This is a genomic window from Duganella sp. BJB1802, assembly GCF_013369445.1.
GTDB classification, from domain to species: Bacteria; Pseudomonadota; Gammaproteobacteria; order Burkholderiales; family Burkholderiaceae_D; genus Rugamonas; species Rugamonas vulcania_A.
Window position 1 is genome coordinate 175,594 of record NZ_JABWEF010000005.1, and the last position, 22,558, is coordinate 198,151.

At 65.2% G+C, this 22,558-nt stretch carries 19 protein-coding genes, 2 tRNA genes and 1 pseudogene; 14 read left to right on the top strand and 8 right to left on the bottom strand.

Going from position 1 to position 22,558, the window contains the following annotated elements; genetic code table 11:
- Positions 1 to 3: 3 nt before the first annotated feature.
- Positions 4 to 1,419: a sulfatase gene (locus HUX88_RS10415; protein WP_229219280.1), complete on the top strand. Its 1,416-nt coding sequence runs from the start codon at positions 4 to 6 to the stop codon at positions 1,417 to 1,419.
- Positions 1,420 to 1,463: 44 nt separating this feature from the next.
- Here the strand turns inward: HUX88_RS10415 and HUX88_RS10420 are convergent, their stop codons facing one another.
- Genes HUX88_RS10420 through HUX88_RS10430 form a run of 3 tightly spaced genes read right to left on the bottom strand, consistent with a single transcriptional unit; the run spans position 1,464 to position 3,326 of the window.
- Positions 1,464 to 1,913 (bottom strand): GNAT family N-acetyltransferase, encoded by a 450-nt coding sequence (locus HUX88_RS10420; RefSeq protein ID WP_176361719.1) that lies wholly within the window; start codon positions 1,911 to 1,913, stop codon positions 1,464 to 1,466.
- A gap of 24 nt (positions 1,914 to 1,937) precedes the next feature.
- Positions 1,938 to 2,576 carry a trimeric intracellular cation channel family protein gene (locus tag HUX88_RS10425; RefSeq protein ID WP_117009744.1) on the bottom strand — a complete coding sequence of 213 codons (639 nt, stop codon included), beginning with the start codon at positions 2,574 to 2,576 and terminating at the stop codon, positions 1,938 to 1,940.
- A 57-nt stretch (positions 2,577 to 2,633) separates the two neighbouring features.
- Entirely contained in the window at positions 2,634 to 3,326 is a 693-nt protein-coding gene (locus HUX88_RS10430) for an FMN-dependent NADH-azoreductase (protein WP_176361720.1), read from the bottom strand.
- Between the two features lie 111 nt (positions 3,327 to 3,437).
- Between HUX88_RS10430 and HUX88_RS10435 the strand changes: the two genes are divergently transcribed.
- Entirely contained in the window at positions 3,438 to 4,331 is an 894-nt protein-coding gene (locus HUX88_RS10435; RefSeq protein ID WP_176361721.1) for a LysR substrate-binding domain-containing protein, read from the top strand.
- A gap of 4 nt (positions 4,332 to 4,335) precedes the next feature.
- On the opposite strand, the gene HUX88_RS10440 is transcribed toward HUX88_RS10435, so the two are convergent.
- Positions 4,336 to 5,004 carry a Smr/MutS family protein gene (locus tag HUX88_RS10440; RefSeq protein ID WP_176361722.1) on the bottom strand — a complete coding sequence of 223 codons (669 nt, stop codon included), beginning with the start codon at positions 5,002 to 5,004 and terminating at the stop codon, positions 4,336 to 4,338.
- Positions 5,005 to 5,007: 3 nt separating this feature from the next.
- Complete coding sequence (gene trxB / locus HUX88_RS10445; RefSeq protein ID WP_117009748.1) at positions 5,008 to 5,961, bottom strand: thioredoxin-disulfide reductase; 954 nt, start codon at positions 5,959 to 5,961, stop codon at positions 5,008 to 5,010.
- Between the two features lie 247 nt (positions 5,962 to 6,208).
- Between trxB and HUX88_RS10450 the strand changes: the two genes are divergently transcribed.
- The 6 genes from HUX88_RS10450 to HUX88_RS10475 all read left to right on the top strand — a co-directional run bounded on the left by HUX88_RS10450 (position 6,209) and on the right by HUX88_RS10475 (position 14,630).
- Positions 6,209 to 8,566: a DNA translocase FtsK gene (locus HUX88_RS10450; protein WP_117009749.1), complete on the top strand. Its 2,358-nt coding sequence runs from the start codon at positions 6,209 to 6,211 to the stop codon at positions 8,564 to 8,566.
- Between the two features lie 15 nt (positions 8,567 to 8,581).
- On the top strand, positions 8,582 to 9,217 hold the full coding sequence (lolA, locus tag HUX88_RS10455) for an outer membrane lipoprotein chaperone LolA (RefSeq protein WP_176361723.1): 636 nt from the start codon (positions 8,582 to 8,584) through the stop codon (positions 9,215 to 9,217).
- Between the two features lie 64 nt (positions 9,218 to 9,281).
- Positions 9,282 to 10,586, top strand: a complete 1,305-nt coding sequence (locus tag HUX88_RS10460; protein WP_176361724.1) for a replication-associated recombination protein A — start codon at positions 9,282 to 9,284, stop codon at positions 10,584 to 10,586.
- Between the two features lie 76 nt (positions 10,587 to 10,662).
- The gene (locus HUX88_RS10465) at positions 10,663 to 11,961 is read left to right on the top strand and encodes an NRAMP family divalent metal transporter (protein ID WP_176361725.1); all 1,299 of its coding nucleotides are present in this window, start codon (positions 10,663 to 10,665) and stop codon (positions 11,959 to 11,961) included.
- Between the two features lie 196 nt (positions 11,962 to 12,157).
- Positions 12,158 to 13,738 carry a diguanylate cyclase domain-containing protein gene (locus HUX88_RS10470; RefSeq protein ID WP_373886774.1) on the top strand — a complete coding sequence of 527 codons (1,581 nt, stop codon included), beginning with the start codon at positions 12,158 to 12,160 and terminating at the stop codon, positions 13,736 to 13,738.
- Positions 13,739 to 13,799: 61 nt separating this feature from the next.
- A complete protein-coding gene (locus tag HUX88_RS10475; RefSeq protein WP_117009754.1) occupies positions 13,800 to 14,630 on the top strand; it encodes an alpha/beta fold hydrolase in 831 nt (276 codons plus the stop codon).
- Between the two features lie 4 nt (positions 14,631 to 14,634).
- Here the strand turns inward: HUX88_RS10475 and HUX88_RS10480 are convergent, their stop codons facing one another.
- Together HUX88_RS10480 and HUX88_RS10485 are read right to left on the bottom strand one after the other, a co-directional pair.
- Entirely contained in the window at positions 14,635 to 15,054 is a 420-nt protein-coding gene (locus HUX88_RS10480) for a hypothetical protein (protein WP_176361727.1), read from the bottom strand.
- A 67-nt stretch (positions 15,055 to 15,121) separates the two neighbouring features.
- A complete protein-coding gene (locus HUX88_RS10485) occupies positions 15,122 to 15,457 on the bottom strand; it encodes a DUF2917 domain-containing protein (protein WP_176361728.1) in 336 nt (111 codons plus the stop codon).
- A 176-nt stretch (positions 15,458 to 15,633) separates the two neighbouring features.
- Between HUX88_RS10485 and HUX88_RS10490 the strand changes: the two genes are divergently transcribed.
- From HUX88_RS10490 to HUX88_RS10515, 6 genes and pseudogenes are all read left to right on the top strand, one after another.
- A complete protein-coding gene (locus tag HUX88_RS10490) occupies positions 15,634 to 17,058 on the top strand; it encodes a PLP-dependent aminotransferase family protein (RefSeq protein ID WP_176361729.1) in 1,425 nt (474 codons plus the stop codon).
- A 131-nt stretch (positions 17,059 to 17,189) separates the two neighbouring features.
- Complete coding sequence (locus HUX88_RS10495; RefSeq protein WP_176361730.1) at positions 17,190 to 17,375, top strand: hypothetical protein; 186 nt, start codon at positions 17,190 to 17,192, stop codon at positions 17,373 to 17,375.
- A gap of 90 nt (positions 17,376 to 17,465) precedes the next feature.
- Complete coding sequence (gene serS / locus HUX88_RS10500) at positions 17,466 to 18,755, top strand: serine--tRNA ligase (protein WP_117009759.1); 1,290 nt, start codon at positions 17,466 to 17,468, stop codon at positions 18,753 to 18,755.
- A gap of 66 nt (positions 18,756 to 18,821) precedes the next feature.
- Positions 18,822 to 18,911, top strand: a tRNA-Ser gene (locus HUX88_RS10505).
- A 31-nt stretch (positions 18,912 to 18,942) separates the two neighbouring features.
- Positions 18,943 to 19,032: transfer RNA gene (locus tag HUX88_RS10510), tRNA-Ser, on the top strand.
- 652 nt (positions 19,033 to 19,684) lie between these two features.
- Positions 19,685 to 20,953 (top strand): annotated as a pseudogene (locus HUX88_RS10515) (thioredoxin family protein); the annotation flags it as partial.
- Positions 20,954 to 21,087: 134 nt separating this feature from the next.
- Here the strand turns inward: HUX88_RS10515 and HUX88_RS10520 are convergent.
- The gene (locus HUX88_RS10520; RefSeq protein WP_176361732.1) at positions 21,088 to 22,536 is read right to left on the bottom strand and encodes a PLP-dependent aminotransferase family protein; all 1,449 of its coding nucleotides are present in this window, start codon (positions 22,534 to 22,536) and stop codon (positions 21,088 to 21,090) included.
- Positions 22,537 to 22,558: the final 22 nt, after the last annotated feature.

Here is a 22,558-nt window from a genome sequence, read left to right on the forward strand (position 1 = left end):
TGCATGACGAACACTAACCGCCGCCGTATCCTGAAATCCCTGCCCGCGCTGGCGCTGGCCGGCTATCTGCCGCGCGGCCTGGCCGCCGGCAAGGAGCAGCCCAACATCCTCTTCATCCTGGCCGACGACCTGGGCCACGCCGACCTCGGCGTCTACGGCCAGACCGACTTCCGCACGCCCAACCTGGACAAGTTGGCCGGGCAGGGCATCCGCTTCACGCAGGCGTATGCCAACTCGGCCGTGTGCTCGGCCACGCGCTTCGCGCTGATCACCGGCCGCTACCAGTACCGGCTGCGCGGCGGGCTGGAGGAGCCGATCGCCGGCGCCTCCGACACCATCGGCCTGCCGCGCACGCATCCGACCCTGCCGTCGCTGCTCAAGAAGCAGGGCTACGGGACCGCGCTGATCGGCAAATGGCACCTGGGCTACCTGCCGACCTTCGGCCCGCTCAAGAGCGGCTACGACAGCTTCTTCGGCAACTACGGCGGCGCCATCGACTACTTCACCCACAAACCCGGCGTCGGCCCGCAGGTGAAGGAGGATTTGTACGAGGGCGAGGTGCCGGTGCACCAGATCGGCTACTACACCGACCTGCTGGGCGCGCGCGCGGTGGACTTCGTGCGCAAGCAGCAGGCCGGCAAGCCCTTCCTGCTGTCGCTGCACTACACGGCGCCGCACTGGCCGTGGGAAGGGCCGGGCGACGAGGCGGTCTCGCGCGACATCGACAACATCTTCCACTACGACGGCGGCGACCTGGCCACCTACGGCCGCATGGTCGAGTCGCTGGACGCGTCGATCGGCCGCGTGCTGACGGCGCTCGAGGACCAGGGGCTCGCGGAGAACACCATCGTCATCTTCACCAGCGACAACGGCGGCGAGCGCTTCTCCAGGACCTGGCCGCTGACCGGGCAGAAGACCGAGCTGCTGGAAGGCGGCATCCGCGTGCCGGCCATCGTGCGCTGGCCGGGGCGGATCGCGGCGGGGCAGGTGTCGGAGCAGGTGGCGATCAGCATGGACTGGCTGCCGACCCTGCTGGCCGCGGCCGGCGGCGCGCCCGATCCGGCCTATCCGAGCGACGGCCAGAACCTGCTGCCGCTGTTGCTGGGCCAGGCGCGGCCGCAGGACCGCACGCTGCTGTGGCGCTACAAGGCCAACGCGCAGCGGGCCATCCGCTCCGGCAATTGGAAGTACCTCAAAATCGGCGGCAACGAATTCCTGTTCGACGTCGTCAAGGACCAGCACGAGCGCGCCAACCTGGCGCAGCGCCACCCCGAAGTGTTCGCGAAGCTGAAGGGGCAGTGGGAGCAGTGGAACAAGGAGATGCTGCCGATCACCGCCGACGTGCGCACGCACGGCGTCAGCGGCAAGGTGCAGGCGGACCGCTACGGCGTCCCGGCGTCGGGCAGCGTTGCCGACTGACGACTGACGGCTGACGGCGCGGCGGCCGAGATGGGCGGTTCGCGTCAGCGAAGGGAGTAGGTGTAGAAGAAATCGTCGTCGCGCTCCCAGCCTTCGCCTTCGTACAGCGCCTGCGCGGTGGTGTTGGTGAGCGCGGTGGATAGTCCGAGCCGGATCGCGCCGACAGCGCGCGCGAAGTCGATCGATGCCGACAGCAGCCCGGTGGCCACGCCCTTGCGGCGTCCGCGCTCGTTGACGAACAGGTCGTTCAGCACGAAGATCCGCCCCAGCGAGACGCTCGAAAAACTCGGATACAGCTGGGTGAAGCCGATCGGGTCGGCGCCGTCGTGGGCGATGAACAGCACCGATTCGCCATGCTCGAAACGGTCCAGAAGGAATTGTGTGGCCGCCGCCACATCGCTCTGCCGGCCATAGAACTGGCGGTAGCCGTCAAATAAAACGGACAGGGCTTCGATGTCGGCCAACACGGCCTGGCGGATGCTGATGGTGCTCATATGGCGCTCTTTGCGGTTGTTGAATCAGTTCTTGTGATAGTGGAGGTGTAGTTCGAACTTCCAGGTGACCAGCCGCAGCAAGGTGATGCAGGCCGCGCTGGCCCACAGCGCGAAGTCGTCGGAGACGTCGGTGTACTGCAGGCCGATGTACATCCAGCAGCCGAAGAAGGCGCAGATGGCGTAGGGCTTGCCGTCGCGGAAGACCATCGGCACCTCGTTGCAGACGATGTCGCGCAGCACGCCGCCGAAGATGCCGGTGATCACGCCCATCATCGAGGCGATGAACAGCGGCATGTGCGCGGCCTGCGCCTGCGACACGCCGGCCACGGCGAACAGCCCCAGGCCGATGGCGTCGGCGATCACGATCAGGCGTTCGGACAGGATCTGGCGCAGCGTACGCATCAGCGGCGCTGCCACCAGCGCCAGGATGAAGATCAGGATCGCGTATTCCTGGTGCAGCACCCAGAACAACGGCCTGCGGTCGAGCAGGATGTCGCGCAGCGTGCCGCCGCCGAACGCGGTGATGAAGGCCACCGTGAACACGCCCACCACGTCCATGCGTTTGCGCCGCGCTTCAACAAAGCCGGAAAACGCACCCACCAGTATCGCGACTACCTCAATGACTGTGATCAGGGAAACGTGCGGAACAGGGACGTGCTTCATGTAAGCCGATGTGCAAATTGACGATGCCATAGGTTAACATGACAAACCGACCACGTGTCATGAATCTGAGGCCGGACGCCGTTGCGCGCCCAACTGCGCCACCAGTTCGTCGACCTGTGACTCCGCCGCCACAATCGACGCCCGCAACCGGCCGTCGCCGAACTCGTCGAACTCGACGGCCGCGCCATGCACGTCGGTGATGCCGATGTAGCGCAGCGCCGTGGTGATCGACGGTTCCACATGGTTCATGTGGGCGATGCGCTGCCCCTGGCTGTAGCCGTGGTCGCCGCGCGAGCTGAGGATGACGAACGATTTGCGGTCCTGGTCCAGCAGCGGCCAGTAGGGGGCGCCGGCGCGGGCGCGGTCGAAGCCGAAGGTCCGGCCCACGCGCACGATGTTGTCGATGTAGGCCTTGAACTGCGCCGGCACGTTGAAGTTATACATCGGCACGCCCGCGACGATGACGTCGGCAGCGCACAGTTCGTCGATCAGCTGGTCGCTTTCCCGCAGCACCGCGTCCATCCACGGCAGGCGCTGCTCGGGCTTGGTGAAGGCCGCATGGATCCATTCGCCGGTGACGTGCTGCGGCGGCTCGGCGCCCAGGTCGCGGTGGATCACGGTGGCGCCCGGATGCGCGGCGCGCCAGCCGGCGACGAAGCGCGCCGTCAGGCGCCGGGTGTGCGAGCCGAACGGCTGGTTGGCGGAGGTGCCTGGGCGGGCGCTGGAATCGAGGTGCAGGAGAGTGGTCATGGTTTGAGGTATGCTCGCGAGTTGTCGTGCGAGGACTATAGGCCGCGCCACCAGGCCCGGCAAACCAGCTGAATTGATGCCAGATGAATTGGATTCACCCGAGGACACTCCATGTTTCGTGCTTTACCGGTTATCGCGCTGCGCACCTTCGAATCCTCGGCGCGCCACCTGAGCTTCAAGCTTGCCGCCGAGGAGCTGGCGGTGACGCCGGGCGCGGTCTCGCATCAGGTGCGGACACTGGAGGAGTGGCTGGGCGTGGCGCTGTTCGACCGCCTGCCGCGCGGCGTCCGCCTGACGCCCAAGGGCGAGAAGCTGTTCCACTCGCTGCACTCGGCGCTGGCCGACCTGGCCCAGGTGACCAGCAGCCTGCGCGAGGTGCCGGTGGCCGGCCGCCTGACGGTGACCACCCCCTCGTCGTTCGCGGCGCTGTGGCTGGTGCCGCGCCTGGATCGCTTCTACGCCAGGCACCCGGAAGTCAACCTCCGGCTGGACACCTCGACCGCGACCATCGACCTGCAACAGGACGCCAGCGTCGACGTCGCGATCCGCTACGGCGGCGGTCCCTATCCGGACCTGTACAGCCCGGGCGGCATGGTTGAAACGTTCGGCGTCTACGGCGCGCCGGGCAGGGTGGACGAGTGGATGGCGCATGCGGCGCCGTCGCTGATTTCGGTCCACTGGAACAAGTCCACGCTGTACCGCGACAGCTGGCGCGCGTGGTGCGAAGCGGCCGGCAAGGACTGGCTGCCGACGCTGGCGCTGAGGGAATATGCGGAGGAAATGTACGCGCTGCAGGCGGCGATCGCCGGGCAGGGCCTGGTGATGGCCAGTTCCATCCTGGTCGCCGACACGGAGCAGAGGGGATTGTTGAAAGCGGCGCGGCCGGACATACGAATCCCCGGCGGCACTTACACAGTGTTGTGCGTGCCGGGCCGGGAACGGCATGCGCCGGTGCAGGCTTTCTTCGACTGGTTGCGCAGCGAGTGGAACACCGCCGCGCCGTGAGGCTTTAGCGCACCGGCTTGAGCGCGGCGCGCAGCAGCACGATCAGCGCGCCTTCGCCGCCTTCGGACGAGCGCGCCTGGCAGAAGGCCACCACTTCCTCCTTCTGCACCAGCCAGCTGTGCACCATGGACCGGAGCACCGGCTCCTGTCCCTTGGAACCGAAGCCGCGCCCATGGATCACGCACACGCAGCGGTGATTGCGCATGGCCGACTTGCGCAGGGAATCGCCGATGGCGTCGCGCGCGTCGTCGCGGCGCAGGCCGTGCAGGTCCAGCTCATCCTGCACCGGCCAGTGGCCCTTGCGCATCTTCTTCACCACGTCCGGGCCGACGCCGGGCGCGGCGTAGTTCAGCGCCGGGTCGTCCTCCAGGTAATGATCGACTTCGAACAGGTCGGACAGGGACTCGCGCAGCACCGCCGCATCGTCCTCGGCCTGGGTCAGCTTGCGGGCCGGCGCGGCGGCCGTGGCGGCCGACTTGGGCAGCGACGGCACGTAGCGGTCCGACACCGGCATGCGCTTGACGCCGCCCACGCTGGACTGGAAGATATTCGCCTCCACCGCCCGCGTTTTCTCCTGCTTGACGCGCTCCGCCTCGGCGGCGGCGCGCGCGTCGGCCTGTTCCTTGAGCTGCTTGGCCAGGGATTTCAGGTCGGCGAAGTCTTTCAAGCCCACGACTTACTCCTGGCCTTCGAGGTAGCGCTGGGCGTCCAGCGCGGCCATGCAGCCGGTGCCGGCGCTGGTGATGGCCTGGCGGTAGATGTGGTCCTGCACGTCGCCGGCGGCGAACACGCCCGGCACGCTGGTCGCGGTGGCCATGCCCTCGGTGCCGGTCTTGGTCTTGATGTAACCGTTGTGCATGTCCAGCTGGCCTTCGAAGATGCCGGTGTTCGGCTTGTGGCCGATGGCGATGAACAGGCCGTGCACGGTCACGTCGGTGACGGCGCCGGTGTCGGTCGAGGCGATCTTGATGCCGGTCACGCCGCTGTCGTTGCCCACCACTTCCTGCAGCGTGTGGTTGTACTTGATGACGATCTTGCCTTCGGCGACCTTGGCGTTCAGGCGGTCGATCAGGATGGCTTCGGCGCGGAACTTGTCGCGGCGGTGGATCAGCGTGACCTTGGTGGCGATGTTGGACAGGTACAGCGCTTCCTCGACGGCGGTGTTGCCGCCGCCGACCACGGCCACTTCCTGGCCACGGTAGAAGAAGCCGTCGCAGGTGGCGCAGGCCGACACGCCCTTGCCCATGAACGCCTGTTCCGACGGCAGGCCCAGGTACTGTGCCGAGGCGCCGGTGGCGATGATCAGCGTGTCGCAGGTGTACTCATGGCTGTCGCCGATCAGGCGGATCGGCTTTTCCTGCAACTTGACCGTGTGGATATGGTCGAACACGATGTCGGTATTGAAACGCTCGGCGTGCTGCAGGAAGCGCTGCATCAGGTCCGGACCTTGCACGCCCATCGGGTCGGCCGGCCAGTTTTCCACGTCGGTGGTGGTCATCAGCTGGCCGCCTTGCTCGACGCCGGTGACCAGCATCGGCTTCAGATTGGCGCGCGCGGCGTAGATGGCGGCGCTGTAGCCGGCTGGGCCGGAGCCAAGAATCAGTACACGGGCGTGTTTAGGTGTGGTCATGGGAGGCTTCTTAATATGTTGGATTAATCCGAATTTGGGGGCAATTTTAGTGACGGCAAGGGCGGCGGCAGGGCCGCCGCTATTGCATTCACGCAGGCAATACAAGATTATAGTGCAAGCAGCCGATCAGGATGAATCGTCGGGCCTGTTGGGGCCCTTATGCCTTAGAATAGCCATATCTGAATTTCCTGACCGACAAGATTGCAACACCTTTATACCTATGAGCAGTAAAAAAGTTCAGGAACGCATGCCAAAAGCCACTTCCTCCGGTTCTTCCGCCTATACCCGCACCCCGACCGAGCGCCAGCCCCTGCCCAACCGGCTGGTGCGGCTGCTGTCGGAGGCGCGCTGGCTGGCGCTGGCTGTGCTGGGCCTGTATTTCGTGCTGATCCTCGTCAGCTACGACAAGATGGACCCCGGCTGGTCCCACGAAACGCTGGTGCCCAAGGTGCACAATCTCGGCGGGCGGGCGGGCGCCTGGCTGTCCGACCTGCTGCTGTACATCTTCGGCTTTTCGGCCTGGTGGTGGGCGTTCTGCCTGCTGCGCATCGTCTGGCTGGGCTACCGCCGGCTGACGCAGAAATATGTGCTGTCCCGCGAACCTGATCCAGAACACGCCCAGGAGCCGCTGATCCGCGCGATCGGCTTCGTGCTGCTGTTCATCGGCAGCGTCGGCCTGGAATACCTGCGCATGTACACCCTGCACGTGCAGCTGCCGCGCGCGCCGGGCGGCGTGCTGGGCCAGTTGATCGGCCATTCGGCCCACGTCGCATTCGGCTTCACCGGCGCGACCCTGCTGTTGCTGCTGCTGTTCGGCCTGGGCCTGAGCCTGTTCTTCCATGTCTCGTGGCTGACCTTGGCCGAGCGCATCGGCGGCGGCATCGAGATGATGATCGACTGGTTCATCCAGCGCTACCAGTACCGCGAGGACCGCCGCCAGGGCGAGGTCGCGGCGGTCAAGCGCGAGGAGGTGGTGGTCATCGAGCGCGCCAAGCACGTGGAGAAGCATCCCGTGGCGGCGCCGCCGGTCAAGATCGAGCCGCAGGTGGTCACGGTGGTCAAGTCCGAGCGCGTGGAGAAGGAGCGCCAGGCCAACCTGTTCCAGGACCTGAGCGGCGACAGCGCCTTGCCGGCCCTGTCCCTGCTGGACGAGGCGGCCGAGGTGCAGGAAACCGTGCCGATCGAGACGCTGGAATTCACCAGCCGCCTGATCGAGAAGAAGCTGTCCGACTTCGGCGTCGAAGCCAAGGTGGTGGCGGCCTATCCGGGCCCGGTGGTCACGCGCTACGAGATCGAACCGGCCACCGGCGTCAAGGGCAGCCAGATCGTCGGCCTGGCGCGCGACCTGGCGCGTTCGCTGTCGCTGACCTCGATCCGCGTGGTCGAGACCATTCCGGGCAAGAACTACATGGCGCTGGAGCTGCCGAACCCCAAGCGCCAGATCGTGCGCCTGAGCGAGATCGTCGGCTCCAAGGTCTACAACGACAATCCGTCGCCGCTGACCGTGGCGCTGGGCAAGGACATCGCCGGCAAGGCCGTGGTGGCCGACCTGGCCAAGATGCCGCACCTGCTGGTGGCGGGCACCACCGGCTCGGGCAAGTCGGTGGGCATCAACGCCACCATCTTGTCGCTGCTGTACAAGTCCGACCCGGCCGACGTGCGTATGATCCTGATCGATCCGAAGATGCTGGAGATGTCGGTGTACGAAGGCATCCCGCACCTGCTGGCGCCGGTGGTGACCGACATGCGCCAGGCCGGCCACGCGCTGAACTGGGCGGTCAACGAGATGGAGCGCCGCTACAAGCTGATGTCCAAGCTGGGCGTGCGCAACCTGGCGGGCTACAACGCCAAGATCGCCGAAGCCAAGAAGAAGGAAGAGCACATCCCGAATCCGTTCAGCCTGACGCCGGATTCGCCGGAGCCGCTAGAAAAACTGCCGACCATCGTCATCATCATCGACGAGCTGGCCGACCTGATGATGGTGGTCGGCAAAAAGGTGGAAGAGCTGATCGCCCGTATCGCGCAAAAGGCCCGCGCGGCCGGCCTGCACTTGATTCTGGCGACGCAGCGCCCATCTGTGGACGTGATTACGGGCCTGATCAAGGCCAACATCCCGACCCGTATCGCGTTCCAGGTGTCGTCGAAGATCGACTCGCGCACCATCCTGGACCAGATGGGCGCGGAAACCCTGCTCGGCATGGGCGACATGCTGTACATGCCGCCGGGCACGGGCCTGCCGGTGCGGGTGCACGGCGCCTTCGTGTCGGATGAGGAGGTGCACCGCGTGGTCAAGCACTTGAAGACCACAGGCGAGCCGAACTACATCGACGGCATCCTCGAAGGCGGCACGCTGGAGGGTGACGGCGGCGGCGCGGGCGGCGAGGCGGGCGAGGGCGGCGGCGAGGCCGATCCGATGTACGACCAGGCGGTGCAGGTGGTGCTGAAGAACCGCCGCGCGTCGATCTCGCTGGTGCAGCGCCATCTGCGCATCGGCTACAACCGCGCGGCGCGCCTGCTGGAGCAAATGGAAAACAGCGGAGTCGTCTCCGCCATGCAATCGAACGGCAACCGCGACATCCTGGTGCCGGCCGCCAGTGCGGAATAAAATAGGATAAACAGTATGATGCGTTTCAAACATATCGCGGTGTTGACCGCCGGCCTGCTGGCCGCCACCCTGGCCCAGGCCAGCGCGCTGGAGCAGTTCAAGACCTTCGTCGCCTCGACCAAGGCCGCCAAGGGCGAGTTCACGCAGAAGCAGGTGAAGAACACCAACGGCGAAACGCCCAAGGCGTCCAACACCGCCACCGGTACCTTCGTGTTCGCCCGTCCCGGCAAGTTCATCTGGACCTACGTGAAGCCCTACGACCAGGTGCTGCAGGCCGACGGCGACCAGCTGTTCATCTTCGACAAGGACCTGAACCAGGTCACGGTGAAGAAGCTGGGCGACGCGCTGGGCTCGTCGCCGGCCGCCATCCTGTTCGGCAGCAACGACCTGGAAAAGAATTTCACCTTGTCCGAGGCCGGCACGAAGGATGGCCTGGAATGGCTGAAGGCGGTGCCCAAAGCCAAGGACACCAGCTTCGAGCAAATCACCATCGGCCTGCGCAACGGCTTGCCGGAGGCGATGGAGTTGAAGGATTCGTTCGGCCAGACCTCGGTGCTGTCGTTCCGCAAGATCGAAAAAAATCCGGCGCTGACTGCGACGAGTTTTAAATTCGTCATGCCGAAGGGCGCCGACGTATTCAATAATAACTAACACCTGCCGTCGCGGGTGACGACGCCGCAGCCGCGACGCTGCGGCGTTTTTCCATTTAAAGATCATGGCAGACTTATTTTCCACCGAACCGCGCCAGCCGCTGGCCGAGGCCCTGCGGCCCAAGACGCTGGACGACGTCATCGGCCAGCACCACCTGCTGGGGCCGGGCAAGCCGCTGCGCCTGGCGTTCGAGTCGGGCCAGCCGCACTCGATGATCTTGTGGGGCCCGCCGGGCGTGGGCAAGACCACGCTGGCGCGCCTGACCGCCAACGCCTACGAGTGCGAGTTCATCGCCTTGTCGGCCGTGTTCTCCGGCGTGAAGGACATCCGCGCCGCGATGGAGCAGGCCCAGCACAACCTGGACATGGGCAAGCACACCATCCTGTTCGTCGACGAGATCCACCGCTTCAACAAATCGCAGCAGGACGCCTTGCTGCCGTACGCCGAGTCCGGCCTGGTGACGCTGATCGGCGCCACCACCGAGAACCCTTCGTTCGAAGTCAACTCGGCGCTGCTGTCGCGCTCGCAGGTCTACGTGCTGCATTCCTTCGACGAGGCCGAGCTGCGCCAGCTGGTCGACAAGGCCCGGGCCAAGGTGCTCACGCATCTGGAGTTCGACGAGCCCGCCATCGACACGCTGATCGGCTACGCCGACGGCGACGGCCGCCGCCTGCTGAACCTGCTTGAGCAGACCAGCACCGCCGCCAACGCCGCCAAGACCAACAAGATCACGCTCGAGTTCATCCAGAACGCGCTGACCTTGAACGCCCGCCGCTTCGACAAGGGCGGCGACAATTTCTACGACCAGATCTCGGCGCTGCACAAGTCGGTGCGCGGTTCCAATCCCGACGCCGCCCTGTACTGGCTGTGCCGCATGCTGGACGGCGGGGCCGACGCCAAGTACCTGTCGCGCCGCATCGTCCGCATGGCGTGGGAGGACATCGGCCTGGCCGACCCGCGCGCGATGCAGCTGGCCAACGACGCGGCCGCCACGTACGAGCGGCTCGGCTCGCCGGAGGGCGAGCTGGCGCTGGGGCAGGCCGTGATCTACCTGGCCATCGCCGCCAAGAGCAACGCCGGCTACAACGCCTTCAACCAGGCGATGGCCTTCGTCAAGAAGGACAAGTCGCGCGAAGTGCCGGTCCACCTGCGCAACGCGCCGACCAAGCTGATGAAGGAACTCGGCTACGGCCACGAGTACCGCTACGCCCACGACGAGCCGCACGCCTACGCCGCCGGCGAAACCTACCTCCCCGACGACATGCGCGAGCCCGGCTGGTATCAGCCCGTACCGCGCGGCCTGGAAAGCAAAATTTCCGATAAGATGGCTTTCCTGCGCAAGCTCGATGAGGATGCCGGCAAGCGCTGATGTGCCTCGGACAAGCTACAATGCGGCCTGCGTTAGTCGTGCCCAATGCCGGGCTGCCCCTGTTGCCGAGTAAATTATGCCGAATGCCGAATATCCCGTCGCTGAGCCCGCCGCCGGCGATGGCGCCACCACCTGGCTGGGGAAACTCGGCCCCGGCCTGATCACGGGCGCCGCCGACGACGATCCGAGCGGCATCGCCACCTATTCGCAGGCCGGTGCCCAGTTCGGCTTCCAGATGCTGTGGACGGTCTTCCTGACCTATCCGCTGATGGTGGGTATCCAGGTGGTGAGCGCGCGGATCGGGCGCGTCAGCGGCAAGGGCTTGGCCGCCAATATCCGCGAACATTTTCCCGCGTGGCTGGTGCGCGCCATCGTCGCGTTGCTGTTGGCCGCAAACACCATCAACATCGCGGCCGACGTCTCGGCCATGGGGGAGGCGATGACCCTGATCGCCGGCGGATCGTCGCGCTGGTATGCGGCGCTGTTCGGCGTGGTCTCCTTGCTGTTGCAAGTCTTCATTCCCTATCACCGCTACGTCCGCATCCTGAAGTGGCTGACGCTGGCCCTGCTGGCCTACGTGGCGACCATGTTCACCGTCCACGTGCCATGGCTGAAGGTGGCGGCCGACACCGCGCTGCCGCATCTTGAATGGTCGCCGGAATACATCACCACCATGGTGGCGGTGTTCGGCACCACCATCAGCCCCTACCTGTTCTTCTGGCAGGCCTCGCAGGAAGTGGAGGACATGCAAGCCGATCCGCAATCGCAGCCGCTGGTCGACGCGCCGGACCAGGCGGGCGCCAGCTTCCTGCGCATCAAGACCGACACGGTGATCGGCATGGGCTTCTCCAACCTGGTGGCCTTCTTCATCATGCTGACCACGGCGGTCACGCTGCATCAGCACGGCATCGTGTCGATCGAGACCTCGGCCCAGGCGGCCACAGCCCTGCGTCCGCTGGCGGGCGACTTCGCCTTCGCCCTGTTCAGCGCCGGCATCATCGGCACCGGCATGCTGGCGGTGCCGGTGCTGGCCGGCTCGGCGGCGTACGCGGTGGCGGGCGCCTTCCAATGGGCGAAGGGGCTGGAGAAGACGCCCTCGCAGGCCAAGGGCTTCTACGGCATCATCGCCGTGGCCACCATCGTCGGCATCGGGCTGGGCTTCACGCCCATCGACCCGATCAAGGCGCTGTACTGGAGCGCCGTGATCAACGGCGTGATCTCCCTGCCCATCATGGCCGTGATGATGCTGATGGCCGGCCGTTCGTCCATCATGGGCCGCTTCGTGATCGGCCGCCGCCTGCGCGTGCTGGGCTGGGGCGCCACCGGGGCCATGGCGCTGGCGGTGCTGGCCATGTTCTGGACAATGAAACAATAATTACGTTGTTGAATGGCAACGGAACTGAGCGAATCGTAAACCGGCGTAATATACTTGTAACATCTAGCGCCGCCGAACCCCCGCGTCCACAAATGGCTAGTCCATTCGACCCGCAGTGTCCTGACGGACTTGCTATACAGGGGTGCTCATGCGGCCTTCTTTTGGATTCTTCTTAAGTTTTAAATTCAAGATCAGCGTGCTCGTGATCGCGCTGGTGCTGATCGCCGGCATCGGCAGCGGCGGCATCTCGCTGCTGATCGCCGAGTCCGAGCTGCGCCAGGTGATCGCGCGCCAGGAGCTGTCGCTGCTGAACAGCGCGGCCGCGTTGATCGACAGCGATCTGCAGGACAAGCGCCAACTACTGCGCTTGCTGGCCGAGCAGTTCCAGGCCCATCAACTGACGCTGGCTCAAGTCCAGGAAGAGCTGGAAACCCATGAGACCCTGCGCGAGGAATTCTTCAACGTCTCCGCCTTCGACGCCTCGGGCGCGCTGATCGCCAGCTTGCGCGACCGCAACGCCAAGCGCATCAATATCGCCGACCGCAAGTACTTCCAGGAGACCATGCGGCTGAGGGAGGGCGTGGTGTCGGCGCCGTTCAAGAGCGTGCTGTCCGGGCGCCCGGTGGTGGTGCTGACCCAGCCCCTGCGCGACGCCGACGGCAGGATCGTCTGCATCCTGCTGGGCGCCATCGATTTGCTGCGGCCTTCGTTTTCCGCGCAGATCGACTCGCTGCGCTCCAGTTCCGATGGCTACCTGTTCATCATCACCGACGACGGCGTGATCATCCACCACCCCGACCGCAGCCGCCTGCTGGAGAAGACCGATCCCGAGCCCGGCAGCGTGCTGGAGGCGGCGCTGCAAGGGGGCGAGGGCTGGCAGGACGGCCTCCTCGACAACGACGTGCCGGTGCTGCTGGTGCACAAGCACCTGCGCGAGGCCGCCTGGAACATCGCCCTGTCGTATCCGATGGAAAGCGCGTTCGCGCCGATGCGCAGCGTGCGCTGGCGGGCGTTCCTGGGCGCGGCCATGCTGACCGGCCTGGCGGGCATATTCGGCTGGGGCATCACCAAGAAACTGCTGCGGCCGCTGAAGCGCCTGCATGACCACGTGGAGGACATCAGCGCCGGCCGCGCCGGCATCGCGGTGTTCGACGTGGACCGGGGCGACGAGTTCGGCCATCTGAGCCGGGCCTTCTACGCCTTGTCGCAGCGGCGCGAGCGGGCCGAGGCCGAGCTGCACCGCATCGCCACCACCGACGTCCTGACCGGCATTCACAACCGGCGCATGTTCGACGACTTCCTGCCCAAGGCGCTGGCCCGCGCGGCGCGCGCCGGCCAGCAGGTGGGGCTGGCCTTCCTGGACATCGACCATTTCAAGGACATCAACGACACGCTGGGCCACGCCGCCGGCGACGAGGTGCTGGTGGAATTCGCCCGGCGGCTGACGGCCGCGGTGCGCACCACGGACACGGTGGCCCGCCTGGCCGGCGACGAGTTCGTGATCGTGTTCGAGCAGCTGGACTCCAACACGGAAATCGATCTGCTGGGGCGCAAGATCCTCGACGCCATGCAGCCGCCCTTCCTGGGCGGGACCGCGCGCCTGAAGGTGACGGCCAGCATCGGCATCGCGCTGACCACCAGCTCGAACGTCTCGGTCGACGAGGTCATGCGGGCGGCGGACCAGGCGCTGTATGGCGTCAAGGCCGCCGGGCGCAACGGCTTCGCGGTGAACCTTGTCGGCGCCGAGCGCGTGTTGCGGGCGCGGATCAAGACCTAGCCTGGGTGCGGTCTCAAATGTTGTAAGATGAAGGATTGACGGGGCGGCGCAGAGGAAAGAAATGCAGGTAACCAAGGTCGATGGCATCGAAGTCCATATCGAAGGGGAGGGCACCGAGACCATCGTGATGATCCACGGCTGGCCGGACACCTACCGCGTGTGGGACGCCCAGGTCGCCGAACTCAAGCAGCGTTACCGCTGCGTGCGCTTCACCCTGCCGGGCTTCGACATCGCCAAGCCGCGCCGCGCCTATTCGCTCGACGCCACCATCCGCCTGATCTCCTACATCGTCAACAGCGTGAACCAGAAGCAGAAGGTGATCCTGATGCTGCACGACTGGGGCTGCGTGTTCGGCTACGAGTACTACATGCGCAACAAGCAGGCGGTGTCGGCGATCATCGGCGTCGACATCGGCGACGCCCAGTCGAAGGCGGTCGAGCGCTCGCGCACGCTGTCGCAGAAGATGATGGTCAAGGGCTACCAGGGCACGCTGGCGCTGGCCTGGGCGATCGGCGGGCCGATCGGCAACATGATGACGCGCTACATGGCGCGCAAGCTGCACGCGCCGTCGCCGATGGAATACATCAGCGTCAAGATGAACTTCCCGTACTACATCCTGGCGGCCGGCGAGGCCGGTTCCTACCGTTCGCTGGTGCCGTTCGTGCCCAAGGTGCCGATGCTGTTCATCTACGGCGCGCGCAAGCCCTTCATGTTCCATTCGGACGAGTGGGCCGACAAGCTGGAGACGAAGGAGGGCTGCAAGGTGGTGGGCTTCAACACCGACCACTGGCCCATGCTGCGCCAGCCCGAGCGCTTCAACCAGGTGGTGATGGCCTGGCTGGAGAAGCCGGCCGACAACGACGAGGCCCCCGCGCAGGACGCGGCGGCCTGAACCGTCAACGCAGCTTGATCGGCTTCAGGTAGGGCGCGAACGGCGGTGGCGGCAGCTGGGCCGAGGCGTAGGCCTCGCGGAAGCAGGCGGCCTTGCTGTTCTCCACGTCGGTGGTGCTGCGGGTGACGCGGCCGTTGGCGTCCAGCGTCAGCACGATCACCACCGGATACCTGGACTTGTCGTGGCAGTTGCCGCGCTCGTCCAGCTTGTTCGTGTTGTTGAAGTTGATCGACACGTCCTCATACTTGCTGGCCTTGGGATTCGGGAACTGGGCGTTGAACTTGGCCATTTCGGTGGCGAAGGCCGGGTTGGCCGGCGGCGGCGCCTCGTCCGCGGCCGGACCCTGGCCGCCCATGGTCGAGCAGCCGGCGGCCAGCAGCAGGGTGGCGCCGGCGGCGATGGTTTTCAGGAATGGTGTGTTCAAAATCGTACTCCTCGGTGTCAATATTGTTGACGTATCGTACATAGTCCGACAAGTACGTGGCGCACGATTAGTTGCGTAGGAGAAATCCTACATCGTGCAGCGCGCCGGCGAATCTGCGCTGGAAGCCGAGCCAGCCGCCGGGCACTTCGGCGTTGGCCGGCACGCGCACGCGCACCGTGCCGCAGCCGAGCGCGTCGATCAGCATCAGGCCGTTGTTGGGCACCTCGAAGCGTCGGCCCTGGCGCAGCATGAAGTCGGTCCGTTCGCCGTAGACGGTGATCCAGGCGGTGCCGGCCAGGCATTCGATCTGGCGGCCGGCCGCGCCGGCGATGCGCAGCGGATGGTTTTCCGACAGGCGGTATTCGGCCTGTCCCTGTGTCAGTGCGAGTAGTTCCGGTTTCATGGCGGCTCCTGCGGTGGTCTATCGTGCCACCAGCATAGCCAGCGGCGCGCGGCCATGACAGATGCAGCAAATCGAAATTGTGACCGTCACACGGCCGCCTGCACTAAACTGTGCTGGTCGAAATTTGCGCCGGCTGTACCTGTCGCGGGCGGGTGGGGCGGGGCCACAATACACGGATGTCCAATCAACTCAATCTGTACGAGCACCTGGCCAACGAACTGGGCGGGCTGATCGCCAGCCGCGTGTTCGCGCCGGGCGACCGGCTGCCGTCGATCCGCCACCTGGCGCAGCAGAAGCGCCTGTCCGTCAGCACCGTGATGCAGGCGCTGCGGCTGATGGAGGACCGCGGTCTGGTCGACGCCAAGCCGCAGGCGGGCTATTACGTGCGCCACCGCGCGCGCACGATGGCGGCGATGGCCGACGCCGGGCAGTTGCCGGAGCCGGCCTACGTCGGCATCAACAACCTGCTGATGCGGGTGCTGAAGGCCAACGAGGCCAGCGGGCTGGTGCAGATGGGCTCGGCCTGGCCGCTGCACGAGCTGCTGCCGATGAAGCGCATGCAGAAGACCGTGGCGGCGGTGGCCCGGCGCGATTCAAGCCTGCTGAGCACGGTGAGCTGCTACGAGACCAATCATCCGGAGTTCGCCCGCCAGATCGCCCGCCGCGCGCTGGAGTGGGGCCGCCTGGACTTGAACGAAATCGTCGTCACCGGTTCCTGCACCGAGGCGATCAGCCTGTGCCTGCGCGCCGTGGCCAAGCCCGGCGACACCATCGCGATCGAATCGGCCACCTATTTCGTGCTGCTGCAACTGATCGAGTCGCTGGGCATGAAGGCGCTGGAGATCCCCACCCATCCGGCCACCGGGCCGTCGATCGACGCGCTGGAGCTGGCCATGAACGCCGGCCTGGTGCAGGCGGTGCTGCTGATCCCGAACGCCAACAATCCGCTCGGCTGCATCATGCCGGACGCGAACAAGCAGCGCCTGGCGCAGCTGCTGACGCGCCACGATATCCCGCTGATCGAGGACGACGTCTACGGCGACCTGTGCTTCACGCCGCAGCGGCCGTGGCCGGTCAAGGCCTACGACAGCAGTGGCCATGTGATGCTGTGCGCCTCGTTCTCCAAGGCCGTCAGCCCCGGCTCGCGGGTCGGCTACGTGGTGGCGGGGCGCTACGCCCAGGACATCGCGGTGTTGAAGATGGTCTCCAGCGGCGCCACCAGCCACTTCTTCCAGGCCGTGCTGGCCGACTTCCTGGCCGGCAGCGCCTACGAGCAGCAGTTGCGCAAGATGCGGCGCGCGCTGTCGCAGCGCATCGCCCGCATGTCGGACGCGATCTGCGGGGCGTTCCCGCAGCAATGCACGGTGTCCGAGCCGCAGGGCGGTTTCGTGGTGTGGGTCAGCCTGCCTGAGCAGGTCGACGCGCTGGCCCTGCACGCGGACGCCATCGGCCAGGGCGTGGCCTTCATGCCGGGGCAGCTGTTCTCCGCGTCCGGCAAGTACCGCAACTATCTGCGCCTCAACTGCGGCAACCCCTGGGGGCCGCGCACCGAGGCCGCCATCGCCACGCTGGGCGAGCTGGTGCACCGCCACGCCGGCTGAATCTTTCATTTTCCACCTGTTTTTTGCACTTCAGGGGCCGTTTCCAGCGCTTCGTCGCATCCCGATGGCGGCGCATACGGCCTTTAGGTACAGTACAACCATACCGAACCAACTACCTGAAGGAGCACATCATGAACATCGCTAAAAACATGGAAATCATCTTCGTTGCCGCCACCGTGTTGGCCGCCGCCACCAGCTTCGCCACCGCCGCCGCACCGGCGGCCCCGGCCGCCAAAGTGGCCGTTTCCAGCGCCAAGATGCAGGTGGTGACCGTGACCGCCAAGCGCCTGACCGCCGCCGAAAAAGCCGTGCTGTAATCGCCGCAGCCGGCGGGCTGCTCAAAACTCGCAGGGAAGTGGCATCCTCTTGGTACAATTGACGTTTTCGATACAACGGCACTTGTTCCCATGATTGACATCCAACTTCTCCGTAAAGACATCGCCAACGTCGCCGCGCGCCTGGCGACCCGCAAGTTCCAGCTCGACGTGGACGGGTTCAACGCCCTCGAAGCCGAACGCAAAGCGATCCAGACGCGCACCGAAGAGCTGCAGGGCAAGCGCAACTCGCAGTCCAAGCTGATCGGCATGATGAAGGGCAAGGGCGAGGACACCACCGCCCTGATGGCGGAAGTGGCCGGCCTGGGCGACGAGCTCAAGGCGAACGAAACGGCGCTGTCGGCGGTGCAGGCCAAGCTGAGCGATTTCATGCAGGCGATCCCCAACCTGCCGCACGAATCGGTCCCGGTCGGCACGGATGAAAGCGGCAACGTCGAAGTGCGCAAGGTCGGCACGCCGCGCACGTTTGAATTCGAAGTCAAGGATCACGTCGATGTCGGCTCCCCGCTGGGCCTGGATTTCGACGTGGCGACCAAGCTGACCGGCTCGCGCTTCTCGGTCATGAAAGGCGGCATCGCCCGCCTGCACCGCGCGCTGGCGCAGTTCATGCTGAACACCCACACCGACGAGCACGGCTACACCGAGTGCTACACCCCGTACATGGTCAACGCCGATTCGCTGCGCGGCACCGGCCAGCTGCCGAAGTTCGAAGCCGACCTGTTCTCGGTGAAGAAGGGCGGCGTGGAAGGCGAGGGCGAGAACTTCTACCTGATCCCGACCTCGGAAGTCACGCTGACCAACATCGTGCGCGACGAGATCGTGGCGGCCGACACGCTGCCGTTGAAGATGACCGCGCACACGCCGTGCTTCCGCTCGGAAGCGGGCAGCTACGGCCGCGACACGCGCGGCATGATCCGCCAGCACCAGTTCGACAAGGTCGAGATGGTGCAGGTGGTGCATCCGGACACCTCGTACGCCGTGCTGGACGAAATGGTCGGCCATGCCGAAACCATCCTGCAGCGCCTGGGCCTGCCGTACCGCGTGATGTCGCTGTGCACCGGCGACATGGGCTTCGGCGCCACCAAGACCTACGACCTGGAAGTATGGCTGCCGGCGCAGAACACCTACCGTGAAATCTCGTCGCTGTCGAACTGCGAAGCCTTCCAGGCGCGCCGCATGCAGGCGCGCTTCCGCAACGCCCAGGGCAAGCCGGAACTGCTGCACACGCTCAACGGATCGGGCCTGGCGGTGGGCCGCACGCTGGTCGCCGTGCTGGAAAACTACCAGCAGGCGGACGGCTCGGTGGAGATCCCGGCGGTGCTGCGTCCGTACATGGGTGGATTAACTCACCTGAAGGCGTAAATACTCCTTCCCTTTTCCCAACGGCCTGCTATAATCTTGCCTTCTCGCAGCAGCAGGTGGGAAAACGGAGAGGTGGCAGAGTGGTCGAATGTACTTGACTCGAAATCAAGCGTAGGGGCGACCCTACCGTGGGTTCGAATCCCACCCTCTCCGCCACACAACGCTGCTGTAGGAAAATGTACCACCAGGAGAGGTGGCAGAGTGGTCGAATGTACTTGACTCGAAATCAAGCGTAGGGGCGACCCTACCGTGGGTTCGAATCCCACCCTCTCCGCCAACGTTTTTTCAAAAAGCCCTTGATTTTCAAGGGCTTTTTGTTTTTCCGAGCAGCTTGTCCATTTTCTGCCCATACACACGCGAGTGTTCGTTTGCTGGCCGGATTGCCCTGTCAATTGCGGGCACGTCCGTTTCAGGCATCGTCGTCCAGCGCCCGCTGCGACGGCGCGCGTTCAGGCACCGCGTAGAAGCCGCTGCGCGACACATCGAAGACACGGCACAACAAGCCAAGCGGATACTCAAGTCGCACCGACGTCGTGAACGCGTACCGGGCCGCGACTCCCTGGTCGCGCCTTCATGTCAGGTTATCTCATGCGAATTGCGGCGAGGCCAAGGTGGACATCACCAACTACCACAACTGCACGCGCGTCAATTCGGCATTGGGCAATCTGCCGCCCGCCGTCTACGGCAGCATGCAGGACAGTTGACCTGCGTGTTCCGTCAAAACGTCTCAAGTCCACGGCTTCCATGGGAAACCGTATTGCTGATCGATGCAGGACGCATGGTGGCCATTACTGAAAACCGTACCGACCGATGGGGCCTGGCCGCACCTATACTGCGAACCACTATTCACCATGTCCCGCAGCGGACTGAAAGCACTCCATGACGAATCTCCATTGCACCACTTTCATCGTTGACGTCCCAGCGGAGGCGGTATGAAGAACGCGAACGCGGATATGAGTGCGCAAGACCTGCTTGCCGCCCTGGATGACGCCGCGACCCCTGCGGCGATAGCGTATTTCACGGCGCCGTGGTGCCAGCCCTGTGGCGTGTTCGCGCCCGTGATCGAACAGCTGGCGCAGGCCGGCGGCAGCGCGCTGCCCCTATACAAGATCAATATCGACAAGTATCCGGAGGTGGCGGCGCGCTTCGGCGTGCGCGGCATCCCTGCTACCTTGCTGTTGAAGCAGGGCGCCGCGCGGGAGCGCGTGATCGGCGCGAAGTCGATGGCCGACATGCGTGCCTGGCTGGCCGGGGAGGGGGTGCAGCTCGCCACTGGTGCCGCCGCCGAAGCCACTGCGGCGCCCGAAGCGGTGTCGCCGCGCCTGCAGGCGTTTTACGGCGATGCCGGGCTGCGCGCCTTCTTGCTGGCCCGCCTCGGCGATCACCTCGATGGCAATCAAGTGCGCTATGCGTTCCGTCCGTATTGGGTGGATGGCGCTGGCACGTTTTCGGCCGCCCTGGTTGAGAGTGCCGATGCCGAAGTGTTCACACGCCTGACCAATCTCTCGTTCGGCATGTCCTGCGTGATGGACTTCCTCGATATTCGCAATCGTGCCGATGCCGAGCGCCTGTTCGCCGCCATCGGCCCGAGCAGCGACCTGGCCGGCGTGCCGTTGCGCTTTGTCCGCGCCTGGCTGGAGGCGCCGGAGCAGCCGTGGTCGGACCTGCTGGTCGCGCCGGGGCTGGATCAGCTGCGGCGCGACTGGTTGGCTGCCAGCGGGCGCTGGCTCGCCGGCGACCCTGGCGGCGACGAGTCGTGGTCCTTGTTGCGTTCGACAGCCGAAGCGCTGACCAGCGACAAGGACCCGACCTTGCAGCTTGACGACGACGTGGCGACCATGCTGGCCCTGTTGTCGCCGCCGCCGCCGCCCGGCGACAGTCGCTGGATGCACATCATCACGGCGCGTGCCACTTTCAGCCGCGCGCGCCTGCTCGAATTCGCTCAGGGGTGGAGTCGCCACGAGATTGCGCTGCCGTTGCTGAAAATGCGCTGGGTCCAGGACAACGTCACATTGGTGGACGGCAACCCGGAACCTGAAAGTCTCGCACGGGCGCTTCGCGAGAACCCGTATAACGATGCCGCCGCCGACGCCAAGCGCGACGAATCCATGGCGCGGTTTTCTGAACTGTGCGAGCCGGTCAATCGACGTTTCCTCGATCGGTTGATCGAGATCCTGACTACCCGCCGCCTTGCCTGAGCATCTGTTTGATTTGGCGAAACGGCCGGCGTAGATTGATTTCCCTGCCGCGGCCCCATTCGTCGCGGGCCAAGCTCACCAACGCCGGGAGCGCAGCACACGCTGTGGCCCGGACAGGCGCGCGGCGCGGGCACTCACCCGCGCCGGCCGAGCAGTTTCATTAGCGCCGGAAATGCCGGACTATTGAGGCTGTTGCCGACATTGAAACGTATGGATGATCTCCAGCGGTCCTCGTACGAGAACAACATCCCCGGCGCCATCAAATGGCCCAGTTCGAGCATGCGGTCGGCCACCTCGGTAGCGTTCGCCTGGCCGGGCAAGTGCGCGCAAACAAACATGCCCCCTTGGGGTACCGGATCGATTTCGAAACCATACTTTTGTAGCTGCTCCACAAGCGGCAGGCGCAGCTCATCAAGGCGATTGCGCAGCTGGGCGCAATGATGTCGGTAGCCACCCTGGGACAACAGTCGGTACACCACCCGTTCGCTCAGGGTGGCCGTGGTGATATTGCTGGCGATTTTGTGCGCCAGCAGCCATTCGATCCGGTCCGCGCTGGCCACCAGATAGCCCACCCGCAGTCCCGCCGCGAGCGTCTTGCCGAAGCTGCCGATGTAGATGACCCGGCGTAGTTGGTCCATGGTGGCCATGCGCGTCACCTGGCTCGGCACCGTGGTCGGCATTAGGTCGGAATAGGTGTCATCCTCGACAATGGTGAAGTCGAATTCGTCCGCCAACCGCAGAATCTGAAATGCCTTGTGCGCCGACATCATGCTCGAGGTCGGATTGTGCAACACCGACGAGCAGAACAGTATGCTTGGGCGGTGTCGTTCGCACATGGCCCGCATGGCCTCGATATTGGGCCCGTCGTGCTCGCGTGGTACCGGTGCGAGATTGAGGCCGGATGCCAGCAGCCGCTCAGATAGCAGAAACGGACCAGGGTCTTCGGTCATTGCAAAATGGCCCGGCGTGCGAAGGTACGACATCACGACCAAGTGCAGCGCTTCGGTAGCGCCGTTGGTCAGGACGATATTGGACGGCGACGCTTCGATGCTCAGTTCACGCAGCGTCAGTTGCAGTTGCTGTCGCAGCGGCAGATATCCCTGCGGGTCGCCATAACCCATCAGGCCACGCTGGTTTCCGCGACCGAGCGCGCGCAAGGTCGCGCTCAACTCGGCTTCACCGAGCCACGCGTCGGGTAACAAACCGCTCCCGGTCTGGCTGATGTACGGTTTGTTCGTCTGTAATATGCGGTGCCGCCACGACGACCTGATCAGCTTGTTTTTTTCGCTCGCGCTCGTCGCGGCCGGGACTGGTCGTTGCGGTTTGCCGGCGGTCTTCACGTAAAACCCGGAGCCCGGGCGCGACTCCAGGTGCCCGCGCGCGACCAGCTTATCGTATGCGCGGCTGACCGTGTCGCGGCTGATGTTGCAACTATCCGACAATTCCCGGACCGAGGGCATTCGACTGCCTGGCGCCACATCGCGCGCTTGGACTTGACGCAATACCAACATGAATATCTGGTCGACCAGCGACGCCTTGCCTTGCTTGCCAAGCGCTTGCAGGTCGCTCTCTGTCAACGTCATCGGGGACGGGGTGCGGCTGCGA